Origin of the sequence: Paludibaculum fermentans, from assembly GCF_015277775.1 — a bacterium.
Lineage (GTDB): Bacteria > Acidobacteriota > Terriglobia > Bryobacterales > Bryobacteraceae > Paludibaculum > Paludibaculum fermentans.
The window spans coordinates 7618208-7637808 of record NZ_CP063849.1 but is presented as its reverse complement, the minus strand read 5'-3'; the positions used below and the strand labels follow the sequence as shown (position 1 = coordinate 7637808).

At 63.9% G+C, this 19601-nt stretch carries 19 protein-coding genes; 11 read left to right on the top strand and 8 right to left on the bottom strand.

What is annotated here, in order from left to right; all coding sequences use genetic code 11:
- Position 1 precedes the first annotated feature (1 nt).
- The 3 genes from IRI77_RS30260 (at position 2) to IRI77_RS30250 (ending at position 2821) form a co-directional block, all read left to right on the top strand.
- Positions 2 to 1027, top strand: coding sequence for a dihydrodipicolinate synthase family protein (locus IRI77_RS30260; RefSeq protein WP_194448687.1), 1026 nt, complete (start codon positions 2 to 4; stop codon positions 1025 to 1027).
- Positions 1028 to 1059: 32 nt separating this feature from the next.
- Positions 1060 to 1638, top strand: coding sequence for a BMC domain-containing protein (locus IRI77_RS30255; protein WP_194448686.1), 579 nt, complete (start codon positions 1060 to 1062; stop codon positions 1636 to 1638).
- Positions 1639 to 1813: 175 nt separating this feature from the next.
- Positions 1814 to 2821, top strand: a complete 1008-nt coding sequence (locus IRI77_RS30250) for a radical SAM protein (protein WP_194448685.1) — start codon at positions 1814 to 1816, stop codon at positions 2819 to 2821.
- Between the two features lie 7 nt (positions 2822 to 2828).
- Here the strand turns inward: IRI77_RS30250 and IRI77_RS30245 are convergent, their stop codons facing one another.
- Together IRI77_RS30245 and IRI77_RS30240 are read right to left on the bottom strand one after the other, a co-directional pair.
- Positions 2829 to 3212, bottom strand: coding sequence for a hypothetical protein (locus IRI77_RS30245; protein WP_194448684.1), 384 nt, complete (start codon positions 3210 to 3212; stop codon positions 2829 to 2831).
- Entirely contained in the window at positions 3200 to 3928 is a 729-nt protein-coding gene (locus tag IRI77_RS30240) for an HAD family hydrolase (protein WP_194448683.1), read from the bottom strand. The genes IRI77_RS30245 and IRI77_RS30240 overlap by 13 nt, the downstream gene beginning before the upstream one ends.
- Between IRI77_RS30240 and IRI77_RS30235 the strand changes: the two genes are divergently transcribed.
- A complete protein-coding gene (locus IRI77_RS30235; RefSeq protein WP_194448682.1) occupies positions 3923 to 4423 on the top strand; it encodes a hypothetical protein in 501 nt (166 codons plus the stop codon). The two genes, IRI77_RS30240 and IRI77_RS30235, sit on opposite strands and share 6 nt — an antisense overlap.
- 48 nt (positions 4424 to 4471) lie before the next feature.
- Here the strand turns inward: IRI77_RS30235 and IRI77_RS30230 are convergent, their stop codons facing one another.
- The 4 genes from IRI77_RS30230 to IRI77_RS30215 form a co-directional block, all read right to left on the bottom strand.
- The gene (locus tag IRI77_RS30230; protein WP_194448681.1) at positions 4472 to 5023 is read right to left on the bottom strand and encodes a hypothetical protein; all 552 of its coding nucleotides are present in this window, start codon (positions 5021 to 5023) and stop codon (positions 4472 to 4474) included.
- A 13-nt stretch (positions 5024 to 5036) separates the two neighbouring features.
- Complete coding sequence (locus IRI77_RS30225; protein WP_194448680.1) at positions 5037 to 7049, bottom strand: alkaline phosphatase; 2013 nt, start codon at positions 7047 to 7049, stop codon at positions 5037 to 5039.
- A gap of 122 nt (positions 7050 to 7171) precedes the next feature.
- A complete protein-coding gene (locus tag IRI77_RS30220) occupies positions 7172 to 9472 on the bottom strand; it encodes a serine/threonine-protein kinase (protein ID WP_194448679.1) in 2301 nt (766 codons plus the stop codon).
- 30 nt (positions 9473 to 9502) lie between these two features.
- The gene (locus IRI77_RS30215; RefSeq protein ID WP_194448678.1) at positions 9503 to 11014 is read right to left on the bottom strand and encodes a fibronectin type III domain-containing protein; all 1512 of its coding nucleotides are present in this window, start codon (positions 11012 to 11014) and stop codon (positions 9503 to 9505) included.
- A 57-nt stretch (positions 11015 to 11071) separates the two neighbouring features.
- Between IRI77_RS30215 and IRI77_RS30210 the strand changes: the two genes are divergently transcribed.
- Positions 11072 to 11632 (top strand): ECF-type sigma factor, encoded by a 561-nt coding sequence (locus IRI77_RS30210; protein ID WP_194448677.1) that lies wholly within the window; start codon positions 11072 to 11074, stop codon positions 11630 to 11632.
- A 3-nt stretch (positions 11633 to 11635) separates the two neighbouring features.
- On the opposite strand, the gene IRI77_RS30205 is transcribed toward IRI77_RS30210, so the two are convergent.
- Both IRI77_RS30205 and IRI77_RS30200 read right to left on the bottom strand, forming a co-directional pair.
- Positions 11636 to 12997, bottom strand: coding sequence for a phosphomannomutase/phosphoglucomutase (locus tag IRI77_RS30205; RefSeq protein WP_194448676.1), 1362 nt, complete (start codon positions 12995 to 12997; stop codon positions 11636 to 11638).
- Positions 12998 to 13049: 52 nt separating this feature from the next.
- The gene (locus IRI77_RS30200; RefSeq protein ID WP_194448675.1) at positions 13050 to 13469 is read right to left on the bottom strand and encodes a 23S rRNA (pseudouridine(1915)-N(3))-methyltransferase RlmH; all 420 of its coding nucleotides are present in this window, start codon (positions 13467 to 13469) and stop codon (positions 13050 to 13052) included.
- Between the two features lie 81 nt (positions 13470 to 13550).
- On the opposite strand from IRI77_RS30200, the gene accD reads away from it, so the two are divergent.
- The 6 genes from accD (at position 13551) to IRI77_RS30170 (ending at position 19573) form a co-directional block, all read left to right on the top strand.
- Positions 13551 to 14411 carry an acetyl-CoA carboxylase, carboxyltransferase subunit beta gene (gene accD, locus IRI77_RS30195; RefSeq protein WP_194448674.1) on the top strand — a complete coding sequence of 287 codons (861 nt, stop codon included), beginning with the start codon at positions 13551 to 13553 and terminating at the stop codon, positions 14409 to 14411.
- 10 nt (positions 14412 to 14421) lie between these two features.
- On the top strand, positions 14422 to 16014 hold the full coding sequence (locus IRI77_RS30190; RefSeq protein ID WP_194448673.1) for an N-acyl-D-amino-acid deacylase family protein: 1593 nt from the start codon (positions 14422 to 14424) through the stop codon (positions 16012 to 16014).
- A 19-nt stretch (positions 16015 to 16033) separates the two neighbouring features.
- Positions 16034 to 17947: an ABC-F family ATP-binding cassette domain-containing protein gene (locus IRI77_RS30185; RefSeq protein ID WP_194448672.1), complete on the top strand. Its 1914-nt coding sequence runs from the start codon at positions 16034 to 16036 to the stop codon at positions 17945 to 17947.
- A 28-nt stretch (positions 17948 to 17975) separates the two neighbouring features.
- Positions 17976 to 18530, top strand: a complete 555-nt coding sequence (locus tag IRI77_RS30180; RefSeq protein WP_194448671.1) for a hypothetical protein — start codon at positions 17976 to 17978, stop codon at positions 18528 to 18530.
- Between the two features lie 151 nt (positions 18531 to 18681).
- On the top strand, positions 18682 to 19155 hold the full coding sequence (locus IRI77_RS30175; protein ID WP_194448670.1) for a Panacea domain-containing protein: 474 nt from the start codon (positions 18682 to 18684) through the stop codon (positions 19153 to 19155).
- Entirely contained in the window at positions 19148 to 19573 is a 426-nt protein-coding gene (locus tag IRI77_RS30170; RefSeq protein ID WP_228486396.1) for a hypothetical protein, read from the top strand. Before IRI77_RS30175 ends, IRI77_RS30170 begins: the two co-directional genes overlap by 8 nt.
- Positions 19574 to 19601 lie beyond the last annotated feature (28 nt).

The window sequence follows — 19601 nt, the reverse complement described above, 5'->3', positions numbered from 1 at the left end:
GATGGAAGTGAAACTGAAAGGCGTCTTCACCCCAACCCTCGTCCCGGTGGATGAGAAGGGTCAAATCAACGAAGCCGAGATGCGGCGCTTCCTGTCCTGGCTGATCGACAAGGGCGTCCACGGTCTCTATCCGAACGGCTCCACCGGCGAGTTCACCCGCTTCACCGCCGAGGAGCGCCAGCGCATCGCCCGCATCACCTGCGAGGTCGCCAAAGGCCGCGTCCCGGTACTGGCCGGTGCCGCTGAAGCCAACATCCGCGAGACGCTCAAGGCCTGCGAAACCTACGCCGGATACGGCGCCCGCGCCGTGGCCATCGTCTCGCCGTTCTACTACAAGCTCGGGCCAGAGTCGCTCTACGCCCACTTCGCCGAAATCGCCAAGAATTCGCCCATCGATGTCACGCTGTACAACATCCCCATGTTCGCCAGCCCCATCGACGTGCCCACCATCCAGCGGCTCTCCGAGTTCGAGCGCATCATCGGGATCAAGGACTCCACCGGCGACGTCGCCTTCATGCTGCGCATGATTGCCGCTGTTCGCCCCAACCGCCCGGACTTCACCTTCCTCACCGGCTGGGACGTCGTCCTCGCGCCCATGCTGATGATCGGCGCCGACGGCGGCACCAATGCCACCAGCAACGTCGCGCCGGAGCTCATGCGCAAGCTCTACGACCTCACCGTCTCCGGCCAGTGGAACGACGCCCTCAAGCTCCAGACGACCATTCTGGAACTGTTCGATCTCATGCTCTACCCGTTCGAGTTCCCCGACGGCTTCCGCGCCGGCGCGGCCCTTCGCGGGTTCGACTTCGGTCAGGGCCGCCAACCCTCCACGCCCAAGCAGGATGAGAACAAAGCCGCCCTGGCCCGTACCCTGCGCTGCATGCTGGCCGATTCCGGCATCGTCGAACCGCCCGCCGGCGGGTGTGCCCCGCGCACCGGCAAGTCAGAGCGGGATCGCATTACGCAAATCGCGCTCGAGATCGTCGAGCAGCTCGAAGAACGGGGTCTGATCTGCCGGAAGCCCTAGCATTGATTGAGGTAGGCGGCTGGTCGCCGGCCATGGTGATTCTGGACGCCATGGAGAAGACAGGGTCTGTCCGTGTCCTCCAGGCGGAATTGAACGACCAGCCCGGCGTCTGCCTCAAGGTCATCGGACCGTTGGGCGATGTGCAGTCGGCCGCCGCCGCAGCCCGCCAAATTGCTGGAAAAATGATGGTTGAGATCGTCGCGGACGTCATCGCCGCGCCGCACGAAGGGGCCCCGGCAGCCTACGAAGCCCTGCCGGATTTCAACCCGCTGTTCTCGCAGGCAACAGTGCAAGTGCCCGGTAGCGCAAAACAAAAGGAGAAAGTCGTGGATCAACAGGCAGGTTTCGCCGTCGGATTGATTGAAACCCAGGGCTTTACGGCAGTCTTCGAGGCCATCGACACCGCGCTCAAAACCGCGGCCGTCGAGGTTCTGGCCCGCGAGAAACTGGGCGGCGGCTACATCACGGTGATCATCAAAGGCGACGTGGCGGCCGTTTCCGCCGCTGTGGAAGCCGGCAAAAAGAAGGTCGAGGGCCTTGGCAAGCTCGTCGCGGCGCATGTCATCCCCAGCCCCTCCCAAGGTGTGATTTCCCTGTTGCCAAAGCTCTGAAACAAAACCGTCATGCGACGCATCCAATAGGAATAAGCGGGTATAAACCCGCAGCTCACGTGACCAATCATGAACATTTCAATGGCCTTTACATTGGCCTTTTCTTCTCCGTCCGAGGCCGAGTGAGTCTGTCCTATAGCTTTCCTGGACAAAATTGTTGAAGGAGTGAAGCCGGGTGCAGACGAAACACGTAGTGCAAGCCTGGGGCATGATTCTAAAGGGAAATCGCCCAACCCTATCGATCGAAATTACCCGTGAGTGCCCGCTGCGTTGTCCCGGCTGTTACGCCTACGACGAATCCCACCTCGGTGGAGGAGTCACCCTGCGGGAACTGGCTGACCGCAAAGGCCAGGCTCTCGTCGACGGTGTCATGGGCGTCGTGGATCGCCTAAAACCGTTACATCTGTCAATTGTGGGGGGTGACCCGCTCGTTCGCTATCGCGAACTGGAGCAGATGGTGCCCCTGCTGCTCGACCGCGGCATCCACGTCCAGATCGTCACCAGCGCCTTCCGCACGCTCCCGGCCGGCTGGGTCGACCTGCCCCGCCTGAACGTCGTCGTCTCCATCGACGGCCTGCGCGAGGAGCACGACGTCCGTCGCACGCCCGCCACTTACGACCGCATCCTCAAGAACATCCAGGGCCAGCGCATCACCGTCCACTGCACCATCACCGGCCAGATGATGAAGCGCCCCGGCTACCTCAAGGAGTTCCTGGAGTTCTGGGCCCCGCGCGACGAAATCCGCAAAATCTGGTTCAGCCTGTTTACCCCGCAGATCGGCGACGACCTGCCGGAGATGCTCACCAAGGCCGAACGCGCCCAGGTCATCACGGATCTCCTGCAGTTGCGCAAGCAATTCCCCAAGCTCGACATGCCGGAACGGCTGATCAAACAGTTCGCCACCCCGCCGTCCAGCCCGTCCGATTGCGTCTTCGCGCAGACCACCCAAACCGTCTCCGCCGATCTCAAAACCGAGATTACGCCCTGCCAGTTCGGTGGCAATCCGGATTGCTCCGCCTGCGGCTGCATCGCCTCGATGGTGCTGGGCGCCGTAGCCGACTTCAAACTCGGCGGCATCATCCCCGTCGGCGCCATCTTCCGCGCCTCCGCTAAAATCGGCCAGATGAACGCCCGCGGCAACCGTCCTCAGGAAGTCCAGCAACCCTTCCGGGTTCTCCCCTAAACTCCGCCTATTGCGGATACTGATCCCAGTGGCCGTTCGTCATGCGGCCGCTGGTCTTCTTGGCATAGTCCGGATCGCTGGCCGGGTTCACTTTCACAATCAATAGGTTGGCCGGTCCGCCCACCCGCAGCGGCGCGGCCGGGTCCGACGGAAAGATGAACTTGCCCGGCACGTGGAACTCGACGCCGTCGGGGGGAATCGGGGTCTGGGCCCTGTCGCCGAACGCCTTCACCACCCCGTCCTGCACCACCACGACCGAGCTGGAAACGGGTGGCCGCCCGGATCCATCCATCAGAATGGCGTCCAGGATCACCTTGGGTTGCTCGCCTGCATTCCGCCGGCAGCCGCCCAGGCAGGCCGCAGCCAGCAGCACAATCACTAATCCGCGCAAATTAGTTGCTCCAGTTTCAGGGCGCGCAAGTCGGGCACCAGGATGTCCGGACGGTGTTGCGCAAGCTCCTCCAATGGTACGACACCCGTCCCGACCGCCACGCTGCGCAGTCCGTTGGCGCGCGCCGCCAGGATGTCGTTCGGATGATCGCCAATCAGCGTCGCCACCATGGGCGTATCCAGCCAGGCGCGCCGCCGGGCCTCCTGCAGCGCCAACCCCGCAAGCTCCGCCCGCGTCTCCGCCTGCTCGGCGAACGCTCCAAAGCGAAAGTGGGCCCGCAAGCCAGCCTGGGTCATCTTCCGCCATCCGATCCGCGATAAGTTCCCCGTCACCAGTCCGACTACCGCCCCACCCGCCGCCAGCCGCTCCAGCAGTTCAGGAGCCCCGGGACAGATCTTCTCGCGCAAGTCCGGGCAGCGCCGCACATACAGCGCCTGCGCCTTCTTCATGATGGCCAGCATCTGCGCCGGAGCGGTCTCCGCCACGCCCGCCTGCCGCAGCATGCACTGCAGGATCGCGCCATCCAGCATCCCCTGCACCGGAATCCCCTCAGTGGTCGCGCGCACGCCCGCCACCTGCCACACCGCCTCTTCCAGCACCTGCCGGTGATGCGGCCCGGCCCGGCGCAACAGCGTTCCGTCAATATCGAACAGCACCAGCACTCGGGATTTGGCGTAACGGGGCATCTCCTCAGGGTAGAATGATAGGGAATGCAATTGCTTCAGGCGGGAACGCATCAGGTAGTAGTCCTGGAACTCGACACGGACCTGCTTCGCCAGGGAGCCGAGGAAACCGGGTTCGTTTGCGAGGTGACCGACACGCCGCGCAGTTCCCTGCTCGAACTCAGCGCGCTCGACCGCGACGGCCCGCTGCTGCTCTTCGACGCCTCCGACCCCACCAACACCGGCTGGTTCTCCCGCTGCCAGTTCTATGTGGACGGCCGCACCGGCGGAGTTCTGCAAACCCCCTTCGTCGTCGCCAACAAACGCGATGCCGGAGGCCGGCCCCACTCCCGCGCGCTCTCCGTGCAGGTCTTCAAGGAACTGCCCTCGCACTTCCGCCTGCCCGGCCGCCAGCCGTTGAACGAAAAGGTGCTCTACGCGGTCCTGTTCAACTTCCTCTCGGCGCTGCAGAAAGTGGGCGTAGGCATCTGCGGACCCACCACCGTGGTCCGGCCCCTAGCCGGCCGCGTCGACGCCCCACCCCGCTAAAGCCAGGCGGCACAAATCCGTTGGGACGGCGGCCCCCCTGGTCGGCGCCTACCGCCCGCCCGCCAGTTCCGCCGCCAGCCACGGATAGAACCGTCCAACCTCCGTCTCCTTCATCAACACCAACTGCCCTACCGGCGCACCTGCCTGCGCCAGGCTCATCGCCATCAGCAGGCGCCCGCCCGGCAGCCTCCTCACCTTCAGGTGGTAGGCGCCCGTCCCCGGCGCAGCATAAGCGCGCGTCTCCGCCGCGGGAAACAGCGCCTCGACCTTCCGTTCCGGCTCATAATTCCGAGTCACGCTCAACAGCTTCCGGTCCGCGGCCCGGAACACCAGCACATGCGAGAAATCGTGGTGATCGATCTCGCCCAGTTGAAACTGCCACGACACCAGCCCGGCCCCGGACTCCGCCACCAGCGCCGGCCGGCCGAGGCTCCGAGCCACATCCTCCATCGACTCTTCCAGCGTCAGCCACACCACCCCCGCAGCCTTCACCTGCGGATCCGCCAGCGCAGGCAATCGCGACGCCGGTTCAGCCGCCGAAAAGAGCGCGGGGGGCGCCGCGGTCAGCAGCGCCCCCATCAGAACAAGCAGTCTGTTCATCGTCGCCCCGTGATCACTTTCCGACCGTCTTGGGATACTTGCCGTTCACCAGCAGGTCCAGCAGCTTGTCCGCCTCTGAGGTATCGCTGGAGACAGCCGCCGCGATCTTGAAGAAGATATCGGTCTGGTCCATATACCCCGTGAAGAGGAACGCGCCCGGACCCTCCGCCGTCACCGGCACGCTGGAGCCCGTGTGGTCGCCCGTCCGGAAGCCCACCGCCAGCCGCCGCAGCCCTGTCCCTGAGTTCACCGGATAGCCCGTCGCCGCATCCAGCTTGTAAGCCGTCAACCCGGAGTAGGTCGAATAGGTGCTCGACGCCGGATCGCTCGTGCTGTCAGTCGAAGCGAAGCTGCCCGGCATGCCCGCCGCCCCGCCGTTGTTCGAAGCCGTCGTGCTGGTGTTGATGAACGGCAGCCCGGCGCGCGCGTTCGAGTACGCGTCACCCCACACCGTGAAGTTCTGGTCGCCGTGCGAGGTCGTGTACGAGATCTTCTCGCTCTTCGTCCGGTCGAAGTACTCGGAATCCGGCGTGTTGCTGACCCCGATGATGTGCATCGACTGGTCGTGATCGGCCGTCACCACAATCAACGTATCCTTGAGTGACCGCTTCGCCGCCCACGCGCGAGCCGCGCCAATCGACTTGTCGAACTCAATCGTGTCCCAGAACACGCCCGCCGCCTGGTTCGGGTGCGACTGCTTATCGATCGACGCCGCTTCCACCATCAGGATGAACGGAGCCTGCGTGAAGCTGCCCGCCAGTACGTCGATCGCCTTCTGCGTCATCACATCCAGCATCGGCTGGTCGGGATACGCGCCCAGGTTGGCCGTCGGCTCCGACGCCGGCCGCGTCAGGCCCAGCTTGTCGTAAGCGACATCCATGTTCACATCCGAAGCCGTAGCGATCCCGTTGCTCGCCGGAGCCGGGCTGGCCGAACCCTTGAACAGGCCCAGCACCGAAGGCCCGTAGACATTCTTGAGCTGCGACGCCGTCGTCACATAGTTGTACCCCAGAGCCTGGAACTCCCCAATCAGGTCGCGCTTATCTGTACGGCCCGCCGCGGTGAACGGATCCGCGCCGCCGCCCAGGATCACATCAAACGCCGGACGCCCGTTCAGCATCGGATTCTCGCGATACTGCCGCGCGATCTCCAGCCGCATCTGGCGATACGCCACGTACGCCCCCTCCACAGCCGGAGTCGCATCGGTGATCGCCGCCGTCGAAACGATCCCCGTCCGGTAGCTATAGCGGCGCTTCAGGTACTGCCAAAGATTCTCGACCCGCGGATTGTCCGTCATATACGGCAGTGTCGCTACGTTGGTCAAACCCGTCGTGCGCCACGCGCAGTCGGTGCCGTCGCCCAGCGAGTTCACCGCGTTCAGGAAGCTCTTGTTCCCCGTGGCCCAGGCCGTCCCCGTATTGGCCGAATCCGGCACAATCGAGTCCGTCCCGTAGGTCATCGACATGCCGCTCACCGGCATCTTATCCATCTGCAGCAGATCGTCGAAGTAGCCGTCGCGGAACGAGTTCTTGCCGTTGGCGTCGACAATCGCCCGCGACACCAGCCGCGCCGCGTCCCGATAGGACGTACCCATCGCATCGCCGATAAACAGGATGATGTTCCGCGCCTGCCCGTCCGGCAGCTTGAACTCGCGCACTTCCACCGTCCGGGTGTCCGTCACCGTCGTGCCGTCAGCGGCAATCGAAACTTCCAGCTTCACCTGGCCCGGCGTCGGAAACGACTGCAGGTCCGCCCGCACCACCCAGTCGCTGGAGGTATCGCAATCCAGCGCCGCCTTCACCGGAGCCTTGAACCTCGACGTCCAATCCACGCCCCCGGCCAGCACCTTCAAACCGCTGACGGCGGTCGCGTTCCGCACTTCCAACACGATATCCACCTGCTGCTTCTCCAGCAGCCGCGTATGTTCCGGCAACAGAATGCGCACACTCGGAGCGCTGCTCTGCGCGAACGCAGGCATGCACGCCAGCACCATCAGGACGCCCGGCAGGGCTCGTTTCAGGTTCACAGGGTTCTCCATTTCCAAAGTGAGGCTGGGCGCGACACGCGCCGCCGCCAATTGGCCATGGTAGAGACCCGTTATCTCGTCTTGACGACTGTGGAGTGAATAAGCGGTGAATGCCGCGCGGCTCAGCGGCCCTGGCCCCGGCAGCCCGCCAGCAGCGCCGCCAACTCTTTCCGCTGCGCCCCCACCGCGGGCAGCCGCCGTGGATCCTTCAAATCCGCATACCCGGCCAGAGCGCCCTCCAGATGGACCCTCGCTGCCCCGCACGCCCCCTCAGCCGCCAACGTCCGGCCCAGTTGCCCCTCCGACCCAGCAACGAGCTCCATCGACTCCTCCGTCCCGGGCCGGATCGCCTGCGCCAGCGTCAGCGCCCTCTGCAGAGACTCCTTCGATTGCACCCACGCCCGCCGCTGCCGGTCCAGCGCGCCCAACTCCTGCAGCCCCCTGATCAGGAAGAACCGCGCCCGCACATTGCGCCCATCGGCCTGCACCAGCTCCCCCTGCATCTGGATCGCTCGCCCCCACTCCGCCCGCGCCGCCTCTACGTCGCCTTTGCGTGTCAGCGCCGCGGCCAGGTACTGCGCATCCAGCGCCACATCCCCTTTGGCCACCGCGTTATTCGGATCCGCGCGAAACGTCTCGCCATCCAGCTTCTCGGCCGTCCTCATCTCCGCCAGCGCCTGCTCCACCGCCCCGGCCCGATTGAGCAGCGTCGCCCCATACCGCTTGTGCCCCAGCGCCAGCCAGCGCCGCGCGGCCGCATTCTTTGGGCTCGACTGCCGCAGTTCCTCTAGAATCGCCAATGTCTTCCGCCGCTCGTTCAGGGCCTCGTCGATTCGGCCCAAACCCTCCAGATTCTCGGCTCGCCCGAAACTCGCCTTCGCCAGCGCGATCCGGACTGGCGGAATCTTGAATCTCACCGACGACGCCGTCGCAATCGCCTGGTCCAGATGCCGCAGCGCCTCTGCGTGCCGTTGGGCCGCCGACAGCGAAGTCGCCACCCGGATGTGTGCATCCGCCAGGTCCAGCTGCGCCGACGGCATCAGCGGCCGCTGCCGCGCAATCTCCTGGAACAGGTCCAGCGCCTTCTGGTAGCTGGCCTCGGACTCCCGCTGCTGCCCCAGGTTCGCCTCGAAGTACAGCCCCTGGACATCGCCGATCTTGAGATACGACTGCGCCAGCTCCCGCTTCAACCCCACATCCCCGCCCGACTCCTTCACCAGGCTGTCCAGGTATTCCAACGCCCGCTGCACCACCAACGCCCGGGCCTGCGTCGACCCCGGCAGATTCTGGATCGCATCGTGAAACTCGAACAGAAACGAGTTCGCCATGTGCCGCACCTGGTCAAACCGCCGGTTCGCGATCCGCGCCTCATAGATCGCCGACGACAGCCCGATTAGCAGCCCGCTCAGCGCCACCACGCCGCCCAACACAGGCATCTGGTGGCGCCGCACAAACTTGGCGGCCCGGTAGGCAAACCCCTGCTCATGCGCGCTGACGGGCTCGTCCCGCAGGAAGCGGCCCAGGTCGCCCGCCAATTGCTCCACTGAGGCATACCGCGCCGCAGGTTCCGCCGCGGTTGCCTTCCCGGCAATGCACGCCAGATCCTCCTGCGGTTCGCCCTGCACCACCTCCCGCAGCAGCACCCCCAGCGAGTAGACGTCGGACGCCACGCTCAACCCGCCCCCGGACTTCTGCTCCGGGCTGGCATACGCCTGCGTCAGCATCCGCACGGGAGAGCCCTCCAGCCCACCGCCGGACTCCCGGTCCAGGATCCGGGCCACTCCAAAATCCAGCAGCTTCGGAGTCCCGTCCGCCGTCACCAGGATATTGCCCGGCTTGAGATCGAGGTGCACGATCAACTGGCGGTGCGCGTAATTCAGCGCATCGCACACCTTCAGAAACAGTTCCACCCGCCGCCGCAGCGGCCATGCCGCCTCACGCACAAACTCGTCCAGCGGCAAACCGTCGACGTACTCCAGCACGAAGTAGGGACGCGCGTCCGGACCGATCCCGGCATCGATCAGGCGCGCAATGTTTGGCTGTTCGAGTTGCGCCAGAATCCGGCGCTCCGCCTCGAACCGCCGCAGCAGCTCCTCCGGCTGCACCGCACTGTCGATCAGCTTGATCGCGACACGCTTCTCATACAGCTGATCGTCGCGCTCCGCCAGGTACACGACGCCCATCCCGCCGCGGCCCAGTTCCCTGAGGATCCGCCACGGCCCCAACCGGTGCGGGCTCGCGTCGCCGGCGAACAGGGGCGGCAGATCCGCCTCCTGCTCGTACGCCAGCAACGCCTCCACCTCGGCCCGCAACCCTGCATCTCCGGCGCACGCCTCAGACAGATACGCGGCCCGCGCGCCGGCCGGGCGATCCAGCGCCTCGCCCAGCACAGACTTCACTTCCAGCCACCGCCGCGTGTCCATTCCCGTTAGGGTACTGCGCCCGGAGCTCTTCTAAAACGGCTCCCGCCACAGCACCACTCCGCGCGGCAGCGCATCGTCCCCATAAGCCAAGTTCAGAAACGCGACATATAGCTTGTCGTTACCCGCGAAGCGGACCGTCGGAAAAGCGGCCGACGTGTTCGGCGTACCCAGCGGAGCGGGCCCGCATGTGCTCCAGTTCACCAGGTCGTCCGACCGTGAAAGCTTCGGCTCCCCGCATTGCACCCCGTCCAGGCTCCCGCCGTTCGATTCGGCCACCAGGGCGCCCTGCCCTGCCGAGCCGTAGGCATGGTCGATCGAAGGATCCAGCGAGCGGGAGCCGTCAGACGGGATGTTCACCGCCTCCGCCCACGTCGTCCCGCCGTCATCCGACCGCGACAGCCACAGCGCGTGATTGTAGTCGGAGTAGTAGTTGTCATCCCGCCGCAACGTGGTCAACACCCGTGGCATCACGCCCGCAAACGCGAGCCGGATCTGCGGATCGTCGATCTGATACCCGTTGCTCGTCGTCACCAGCACCGGATCCGTGCCCGGCCGCCAGAACCCCACCAGCCGGTTGTAGCCGTTCGAGTCGTCGTTGCCGATCATCGCCAGTCCCGGATTGTTGTTCGCGTCCAGAGCCATGCTCAGATACGGCGTCGCGCTGCTCGACCCCGGCAGGAACGGCACCACGCTGTTGTCGAACGGCGCAGCCTCCGCCACCAGCTTCCCTTGTGCGTAGCGCACCCCGTTGTAGTCGTGATACCAGGCGATATGCGCGATACCGCCCGTCATCACCATCGCAGGCGCGCTCACCGCGTTCTGCGGGTCCGACGCCACCAGTTGCCGGCTCCAGCTCAACCCGTTGTCGCGCGAAAAGTGAACTTCGATCATCGACGCGCCCTCCATCAGTTGCGTCGCATGCGCGATCGCCCACGTGTTGTCCGAATCGTCGTGGGCCAGCGAGATGGGCGGAATCGAATGCGCCGCGCCGCTGACAATGCCCACCACCGCGACCTGGACCGCGTCGTTCCACTTGTACAGCGCGCGGTTCCAGCTCAGAAACCACAATGTGGAATCGGAGTAGTCGCCATCCTGGTTGGGATCGTCGATCAGGTAAGCCAGGGCCGGGTCGCCGTTGGCATCGAAAGCCTGCGCAAGGCTCCGCCCCACATAGCTGGCCGAGCCGTCTTCCGGCTCCGGCACAATCACCTGCAAGCCCACCGGCGGCGGACCCACCGTCACCTCATTGGAAGGGTCTGACAGGTTCTGGTCTTTCACCGCGCGCACCCGGTAGACATAGGTGGCATAGGAGTCGATCACGGTGTCCCTTCCGGTAGACTCCAGGATGGTGAGCGCCGGACCATACTCTCCATTCAACGGTTTGCGTTCCACCACATACGACGTGGCGGTATCGTCCCCCGCCGCCCACTTCAGCGAGACAGCCGACTTGGTGGCCTCCACCACCGTCAGCCCCGTGGGCGGCGCCTGGGCCAGTGCGATTGCTCCGAATACGAGTAGGACAAAAGGTGTTCTTTGCGTCACGAATGCTAACGCAGGGAATCTGGACAAACTGGCTCACGAAAACGCTAGAATCTGGGCGTGGACGACGTCACCCAGCTTCTGGCCCTGCACACAGCCGGCGACAAGTCCGCGCTCGACCGGTTGCTGCCCCTCGTCTACGAGGAACTGCGCCGCCTCGCCCGCGCCTACCTCAGCCGCGAGCGCGACGGCCACACCCTGCAGCCCACGGCCCTGGTCCACGAAGCCTACATGCGCCTCATTGGCCAGCAGACCGTCGACTGGAGCAACCGCGCGCAGTTCCTGGGTGTCGCCGCCAGCATGATGCGCCGCGTCCTGGTGAACTACGCCGAAGCCCGCAACGCCGCTCGCCGCGATTCCTCCGGCGTTTTGCCGGACCCGGGCGCCGCCGCTGTGAGCGACCGCCAGATGGTCGACATCCTCACCCTCGACCAGGCCCTCTCGCGCCTCAAAGACGTCGACCCGCGCCAGATGCAGATCGTGGAACTACGCTATTTCGCCGGCCTCAGCATCGAGGAAACGGCCGAAGCCCTGAACCTCTCCGTAGCCACCGTGAAGCGCGAGTGGGCCGTAGCCCGCCTCTGGGTCCGCCGCGAACTCGCCGGCAGCCCCGCGGGCTGAACCCTACGCCCCGACGGCCGTTTTGGCCTCTTCCACCACAGCCTCGACAGTCCGGCGGTACTCCTCCAGCTTCTCTTGCGTGGTCGCCTCAAACCGCAGCACCAGAATCGGCTGCGTATTCGAACCGCGCACCAGACCCCAGCCTTCATCAAACAGGATTCGCACCCCGTCCACGTCCACCGTCGGCCGGATCGCCTGGAAATGCGCCTTCACCCGGTCCACCACCTGGAACTTCAGCTCATCCGCACAATCCACCCGCAGCTCCGGCGTGAACACCATCTTCGGCAGCCCGTCCGTCTGCGCCGACAGCGGCTTGCCGGAATCCGCCACGATCTCGATCAGCCGGCAGGCGGCATAGAGCGCGTCGTCATACCCGTAGTAGCGGTCCGCGAAGAACATGTGGCCCGACATCTCGCCCGCCAGTTCCGCATGCTCCTGCTTCATCTTGGCTTTGATCAGCGAATGCCCGGTCTTGTACATGATCGCGTTCGCGCCCAGCCGGTTCAGCTCGTCATACATCACCTGCGAGCACTTCACTTCGCCGATGAACGTAGCCCCCGGCTTGCGCGTCAGGATCTCACGCCCGTAGATCAGCATCAGCATGTCACCCCAGATGACATTGCCCTTCTCGTCGACAGCCCCAATCCGGTCCGAGTCCCCGTCGAACGCGATGCCCAACTCGGCGCCCTGTCGCGCCACTTCCGCCTTCAGCATCTCCAGGTTGTGCTCCACCGTCGGATCCGGGTGATGGTTCGGGAACGCCCCGTCCGGCTCGAAGAACATCTCCGTCGCCTCGATATCCAGCTTCTCCAGCAAACGGTGCATCGTAGGCCCCGCCACCCCGTTGCCGGCGTCGAACACCACTTTCACCCGCCGCGAGAACTGGAACTGCCGCGGAATCTCCTCCACATAGGGGGTGATCACGTCTGCCATGTTCAGCGTGCCCTGCCCGACGATAAAATCCTCGTCCCTCAGAATCCGGTAGACCTCCTGGATCTGGGCGCCGTAGATCGTGCCCTTCCCCAGCATCGTCTTGAAACCGTTGTATTCAGAAGGGTTATGCGAACCCGTGATCATCACCCCGGCCTCCGAGCCAAGGTAATGCACTGAATAGTAAAGAACCGGCGTCGGCACCTGGCCCAGATCCGTCACCTGGCACCCGGTGCTCAGCAGTCCCTCCACCAACGCGTCCTTCAACCTCTGGCCGCTCAGGCGGACATCCCGGCCGACGTTGATCCTGGTCGCCCCATTGCGGAGCAGAAAAGTCCCCAGGGCCCGGCCCAGGCCGATCACATCCGGACTCAGCATCTCCACATCGGCGATGCCGCGGATGTCGTACTCACGAAAAATGGTCTGTTTCAGCATGAAGGAGAACTCTTGTCTTTTTATTGTACTTAAACGATAACTTCGAGAAACTTCAGCGTGGATACGGATGCCCCCGCAACATCGTCAGCGCCCTGTAAATCTGTTCGGCCAGAACGGCCCGGGCGAGTTCGTGAGGCATCGTCATCTGGGACAGTGACAGCAGCAGGTCCGCCTTCGGTTTCCACTCCGGCGGCAGCCCATCGTGCCCGCCTATCAGAAATACCACGTCCCGCGCCTCCAACTCCGCTTTGCCCACCAGCGCGGAAAAAGCCTGCGAGTCCATCGGCTTGCCCGCCGGATCCAGAAACACCTTGCGGGCCGTCGTATGGCGCGCGAAGAGATCGAACCTTCCTGGCTGGATCTCTCTCATTTCACAGGCCATATACCGCGATGCCCGCTTCACGAACTCCTGCGCCATGCCGTTCGAGTGCACGTCCCGCGGCTTGCCGATGAAATACAAATACAGCTTCAAGGGGACAGTATCGCCGAGAATGGCAGTTGAGTACACCCGCCCCGACTTGTTACGGTGGTTTGAGGCGGACTGCGCCCACCCATGGACTGGTTCAAACTCCAGAAGAAAGTCACCGCTGTCAAAAGCGAGGAAGAGCGTCACATCCGCACCGAAGGGTTGTGGATCAAGTGTGACGGCTGCCGTCAGATCATCTGGCGCAAAGACCTCGAAGAGACCCTGCAGTGCTGCTCGAAATGCGGTCATCACTTCCGCATTGATGCCCGTACACGCCTGAACTATCTGCTGGACGGCGCCCAGTGGCAGGAACACGACGCCGGCATGATGTCGGCCGACCCGCTGGAATTCGTCGACTCCAAGCCGTACAAAGAGCGCCTGGCCGGCATGCAGAAGAGCCTCGGCATGAAGGATGCCGTCATCTCGGCCACCGGCAAGATCCAGGGCCGCCAGGTCCACGTCTGCGCGATGGAACTCAAATTCATCGGCGGCTCGATGGGCGCGGTCGTCGGCGAGAAGATGACCCGCATGATCGAACGCTCCATCGCCGACAAGTCGCCCTGCATCATCGTCTCGGCCTCCGGCGGCGCCCGCATGCAGGAAGGCGCAATCAGTCTGATGCAGATGGCCAAGATCAGTTCCGCCCTGATGAAACTGGACGAAGCCAGGGTCCCGTACATCAGCCTGCTGACGGATCCCACCACCGGCGGCGTCACCGCCAGTTTCGCCATGCTGGGCGACCTCAATATCGCCGAACCCGGCGCCCAGATCGGCTTTGCCGGTCCGCGTGTCATCGAACAGACCATTCGCCAGAAGCTGCCCGCGGGCTTCCAGCGCTCCGAATTCGTACTTCAGCACGGCTTCCTTGACGCAGTCGTGAAGCGCAGCGAACTCCGTGCCTTCATCGCCCGTTCGCTCGACTTCTTCTGCGGTCCGCTGGCCGCCTGAGAATCGATCCATGAACCCATCCTGGAGACTGCCCGCGCTCCTCCTGCTCAGCGCAGCGCTGGCGCACGCCCAGCCCGCGGCAGCGCCCACTCAGTACGACACGCTCATCCGCAACGGCCGCCTGCTCGATGGCGCCGGTAATCCCTGGTTCCGCGCCGACATCGCGATCAAGGATGGCCGCATCGCCGCCATCGGAGCCCTGCCCGCCGCCACCGCCGCCCGTGTCATTGACGCCCGCAACCGCCTGGTCAGCCCCGGCTTCATCGATGTCCATACGCATGTCGAGGGCGCCGTCGAAAAGGTCCCGCGCGGCGATAACTACCTGCTGGACGGCGTCACCACCATCGTCACCGGCAACTGCGGCGGCTCCGTCGTCAATATGGCCGAGTGGTTCCAGTCCCTCGAAGCCAAAGGCCTCGGCCTCAACCTCGCCTCCCTCATCGGACACAACACCGTCCGCCGCCAGGTGATGGGCACCGAGAACCGTCCCGCCACCCCCGACGAGATCGCCAAGATGAAGGCGCTCATCCACGAGGCCATGCAGGAAGGCGCCGTCGGCTTCTCCACCGGGCTCATCTACATCCCCGGCACCTATTCCAACAGCGACGAAGTCGTCGACCTCGCCCGCGCCGCCGCATCCTACCAGGGCGTCTACGCCTCCCACATGCGCGACGAAGGAGCCAAAATCCTCGACGCCATCAACGAGGCCGCCCGCGTCGGCCAGGAAGCCGGCATGCGCGTCCAGCTCTCCCACTTCAAGATCGACACCCCGCGCCTCTGGGGCATGAGCGACAAGTCCCTCGCGCTGGTCGAGGACTACCGCCGCAAGGGCGTCGACGTCGTCGTCGACCAGTACCCCTACGACCACTCGTCCACCAACCTCGGCATCACCCTGCCCTCCTGGGCCCTCGCCGACGGCCAGGCCAAAATCAAGGAACGCCTCACCACGCCCGGCTCCCGCAAGGAGATCGCCGAGCAGATGGAGCGCATGATCAAGGACCTCGGCCACGCCGACTACAGCTACGCCATCGTCGCCCGTTACACCCCCAACCCCGAGTTCGAAGGCAAAAACATAGTCGACGTCACCAGACTGCGCGGCCAGGAGCCCACCGTCGCCAACCAGATCGACACCATCCTCGAAATGGTGGCCGCCGGCGGAGCCCAGATGATCTACCACTCCATGGGCGACGACGACATCCTGCGCATCCTGCGCTACCCCAACACCGGCATCGCCAGCGACGGCGGCATCCGCATCTTCGGCGAAGGCATGCCCCACCCGCGCGCCTACGGCACCAACGCCCGCGTCCTCGCCGAATACGTCCGCAAACGCGGAGTCCTCACCTGGGAAGACGCCGTCCGGCGCATGACTTCCCTGCCTGCCCGCACCTTCAACTTCCAGGACCGCGGTGTCCTCCGCGAGGGCGCCGCCGCCGACATCCTCGTCTTCGACCCCGAGCGCGTCCAGGACAAAGCCACCTACACCCAACCCCACCAGTACACCGAAGGCTTCGACTTCGTCCTCGTCAACGGCATCGTCATGGTGGAAGACGGCAAATTGACCGACGCCCGCGGAGGCCGCATCCTGCGCCACGCCGCGCGCTGACAAGAGAGTTCCCGAATTAATGATTTCGCTCGTAAACGCCAGTAAACGCTTCGGTCCGAAGCTCCTCTTCGAAGGGGTGAACTGGCTCATCACCCCGCAGGACCGCGTCGGCCTCGTCGGCGCCAACGGCACCGGCAAGTCCACCGTCATGAAGATCCTCGCCGGCTTCGAAACCATCGACTCCGGCGACGTCACCACCCAGAAAGGCATCACCGCCGGCTACCTGCCCCAGGATGGCCTCAGCCTCTCCGGCCGCACCGTCTTCGAGGAGTGCCTCTCCGTCTTCGACCACATCCGCGACATGGAACGCGAGATGGAACAGCTCGCCCACGCCATGAGCGAGCTCGACCCTACGAGCGAAGAGTACGCCATCACCACCGACCGCTTCGGCCACCTCGACTCCCAGTTCCGCAATCGCGACGGCTACGCCCTCGAAGCCAAGGTCGGCAGCGTCCTCAGCGGCCTCGGCTTCCCCAAGGAAGAGTGGACCAAGCGCACCGAATACTTCTCCGGCGGCTGGCAGATGCGCATCGCGCTCGCCAAGCTCCTGCTCGAACAGCCCGACCTGCTCCTGCTCGACGAACCCACCAACCACCTCGACCTCGAAGCACGCAACTGGCTCGAAGAGTACCTCGGCAACTACCCCAACGCCTTCGTCCTCATCTCCCACGACCGCTATTTCCTCGATGTCGCCGTCTCCAAAATCGTCGAACTCTGGAACAAGAACCTCCACTTCTACACCGGCGGCTATGAGCGCTACCTCTCCCAGAAAACCGAGCGCCTGACCCTCCTCGAAGCCGCCTACCGCAATCAGCAGGAGCGCATCGAGCAGCTCGAAGCCTTCATCAACCGCTTCCGCTACCAGGCCACCAAGGCCAAGCAGGTCCAGTCCCGCATCAAGGAACTCGAGAAGATCGAGCGCATCGAGATCCCGCCCGAGGAGAAGGCCATCCACTTCTCCTTCCCGCAGCCTAAGGCCTCCGGCCGTGTCGTCGCCGAGTTCACCAACGTCTCCAAAGCCTACGGCGACCGCGTCATCCTCGACAAAGTGAACTTCGCCATCGAGCGGGGCGAGCGTGTCGCCCTCGTCGGCGTCAACGGCGCCGGCAAGTCGACCCTCATCAAGCTCCTGGCCGGCACCGAATCCCTCACCCGCGGCGACTACAAGATCGGCCACAACGTCCAGCCCGACTACTTCGCCCAGGATCAGTACAAGGAACTCGATACCGACTCGCGCCTCCTCGACGACCTGATGAGCGTCGCCAACGGCAAGACCGTCACCGAGCTCCGCAGCCTCCTCGGCTGCTTCCTCTTCAGCGAAGACGACGTCTTCAAGCAGATCGGCGTCCTCAGCGGCGGCGAACGCAACCGCTACGCCCTGGCCCGCATGCTGTTGAACCCGTCCAACTTCCTGCTGCTCGACGAACCCACCAACCACCTGGACCTGCGCGCCAAGGACGTCCTGCTCGAGTCCCTCCAGGCCTTCACCGGCACCGTGGTCTTCGTCTCGCACGACCGCTACTTCATCGACAAGCTCGCCACCAAGGTCTATGAGATCGCCAACGGCGAAGTGGAAGTCTTCCCCGGCAACTACGAGGACTACCAATACCGCAAAGCCGGCGGCTCCCCCGTCGTCTCGGCTCCAGTCGCCGCGGCAGTCGTCGAGGATCCTTCCGCCCCCAAGCCAGAGGCGCGAAAGCAACGCCTCAACCCGCTGAAAGTGAAGCAGTTGGAAGACAAGGCCGCAAAGCTGGAAGCAAAATCGATGGAGCTGGAAGCCGAAATCGGCCAGCTCGAACAGGCCCTCCAGGATTTCGTCAACGCCGAGGAGACCCGCCGCCAGATGGAACTCCTCGACCAGCGCCGCAAGCAACTCGACGCGGTCCTGGCCGAATGGGAAGCGATCTCCCTGGAGATCGAGGAAGTTCGCTAATCCGCCCCGCCGCTTTACAATGGAGGTAATGGGTGATCCCCTCTACCTCTCTCTCTGGCTGAAGAACTATTCCACCTTGGCCCTTCCTCTGTACATGAAGAAGGCGTTGGGGGTTCTGCCGGTCTCCCGCCTGGCCCCAGGCGGCATCTTTCGTGTCTGCGCCCTCAGCTTCCGCGAGCCGCCGCTCTGGGAAGAATACATCGAAGGCGAACTCGACCCGCAAGGCCTGGCCACCCGGGCCCAGGACTTTCTCCACGACGATTGTGCCCTGCAGATTGAAACCCGCTGGGAACTCTATCAATGGGATGGAGATTGGGAACTGAAGCCCTCCCCCGTCACGATCGAGATCTACGGCCCGGAGTTTGACAGCGGCCGGGGCGAACACGCGAGGGTCGACTTTGGACCCGAGCAGCTCTACCTGCCCCAGCCGCAAAGCGACCAGCTTCGTCCGGTGCAGTCCAACATCCGCAGCATGTTGCACCTGGCCCAGGACATCGAAAACGAGCTGATCATCGACCGCCGCATCCTTTGGTCCGAAGACGAGGAGAACTTCGTCGATAAACTGATGCTGATGCTGGACTGAGCAAAGCCGAAGCCACTGGCAATTCGGAACTATTATTGGCCGGAAGGCCTCCAGTTGTCCGCAGCCTATTGCCCGGGAGATCCCCCTTGTGGCCAGTATGGATAGGCAAAGTGGCTGATTGCGCTCGTTAGGCGGCTGCAGTAGCATGAGCATGGCAATTGAAGAAAGGAGCCGCGTGATTACAGCCCAGGCCGCTGCTGATTTTGTCGTTGCATTCTCGCACCAGCACGGCGATCCTGTGTCAAATCTGAAGCTTCAGAAACTCCTGTACTACGCTCAGGCCTGGCACCTGGCGATCCATGACGAGCCTCTTTTCAGGGATCCGATTCAAGCCTGGGTGCACGGACCAGTTGTGCCGTCGGTATATCAGCACTACAAGGATTGGGCATGGAAGCCGATTGAGGACACTCCTGCCATTCCAGCGCTGGACCAGAGAACGAATGAGCACTTGGAAGAGGTAATGGGGACCTACGGAACCATGACCGCGTATGGTCTTGAGCTTTTGACCCACGAAGAAGCCCCATGGAGAAACGCTCGGGCTGGAATCCCGGCCGACGAGCCGTCCAACGCTGTGATCTCGCATGAAGACATGAAGGCGTTTTACCGTTCGCGGATGAATGGGTAAAATCAGGCCGGGGATCCCCAAGTCACACGGGAAGATTCCGCAACCGGAAGTCAAGCAGTTTGACGATTCCCTTGTGTTCTCCTTCAAGCATCTGGACCTGGCCACCAATCCCAAATTTACGTTGGACCGGTGCAGGGAGGGCTACCTATCGAAGCTGCTGGAGCGGCTCAAGGCCCTGCACGGTTTCAAGGTGAGCGAACTGAAGCACAACAAATCCAAGTCCCTTCGCTGCCATTCGCTGGATTGGAACGCGACCACAGAACCAGGCGGTTTCCGCTGCCTCAACGACCAGCTACGAAGCTTGCCGGCCTGGCAATTCGAGGTATCCAGCAATGAGCATGGGCGTGTCCATGGCTTCTTCATCGACCAGACGTTCTTTGTGGTCTGGGTTGACCCCGAACATCGCCTGTATCAATGAAGTCCTCCCTCCCTGTTCCAGCGAGGAG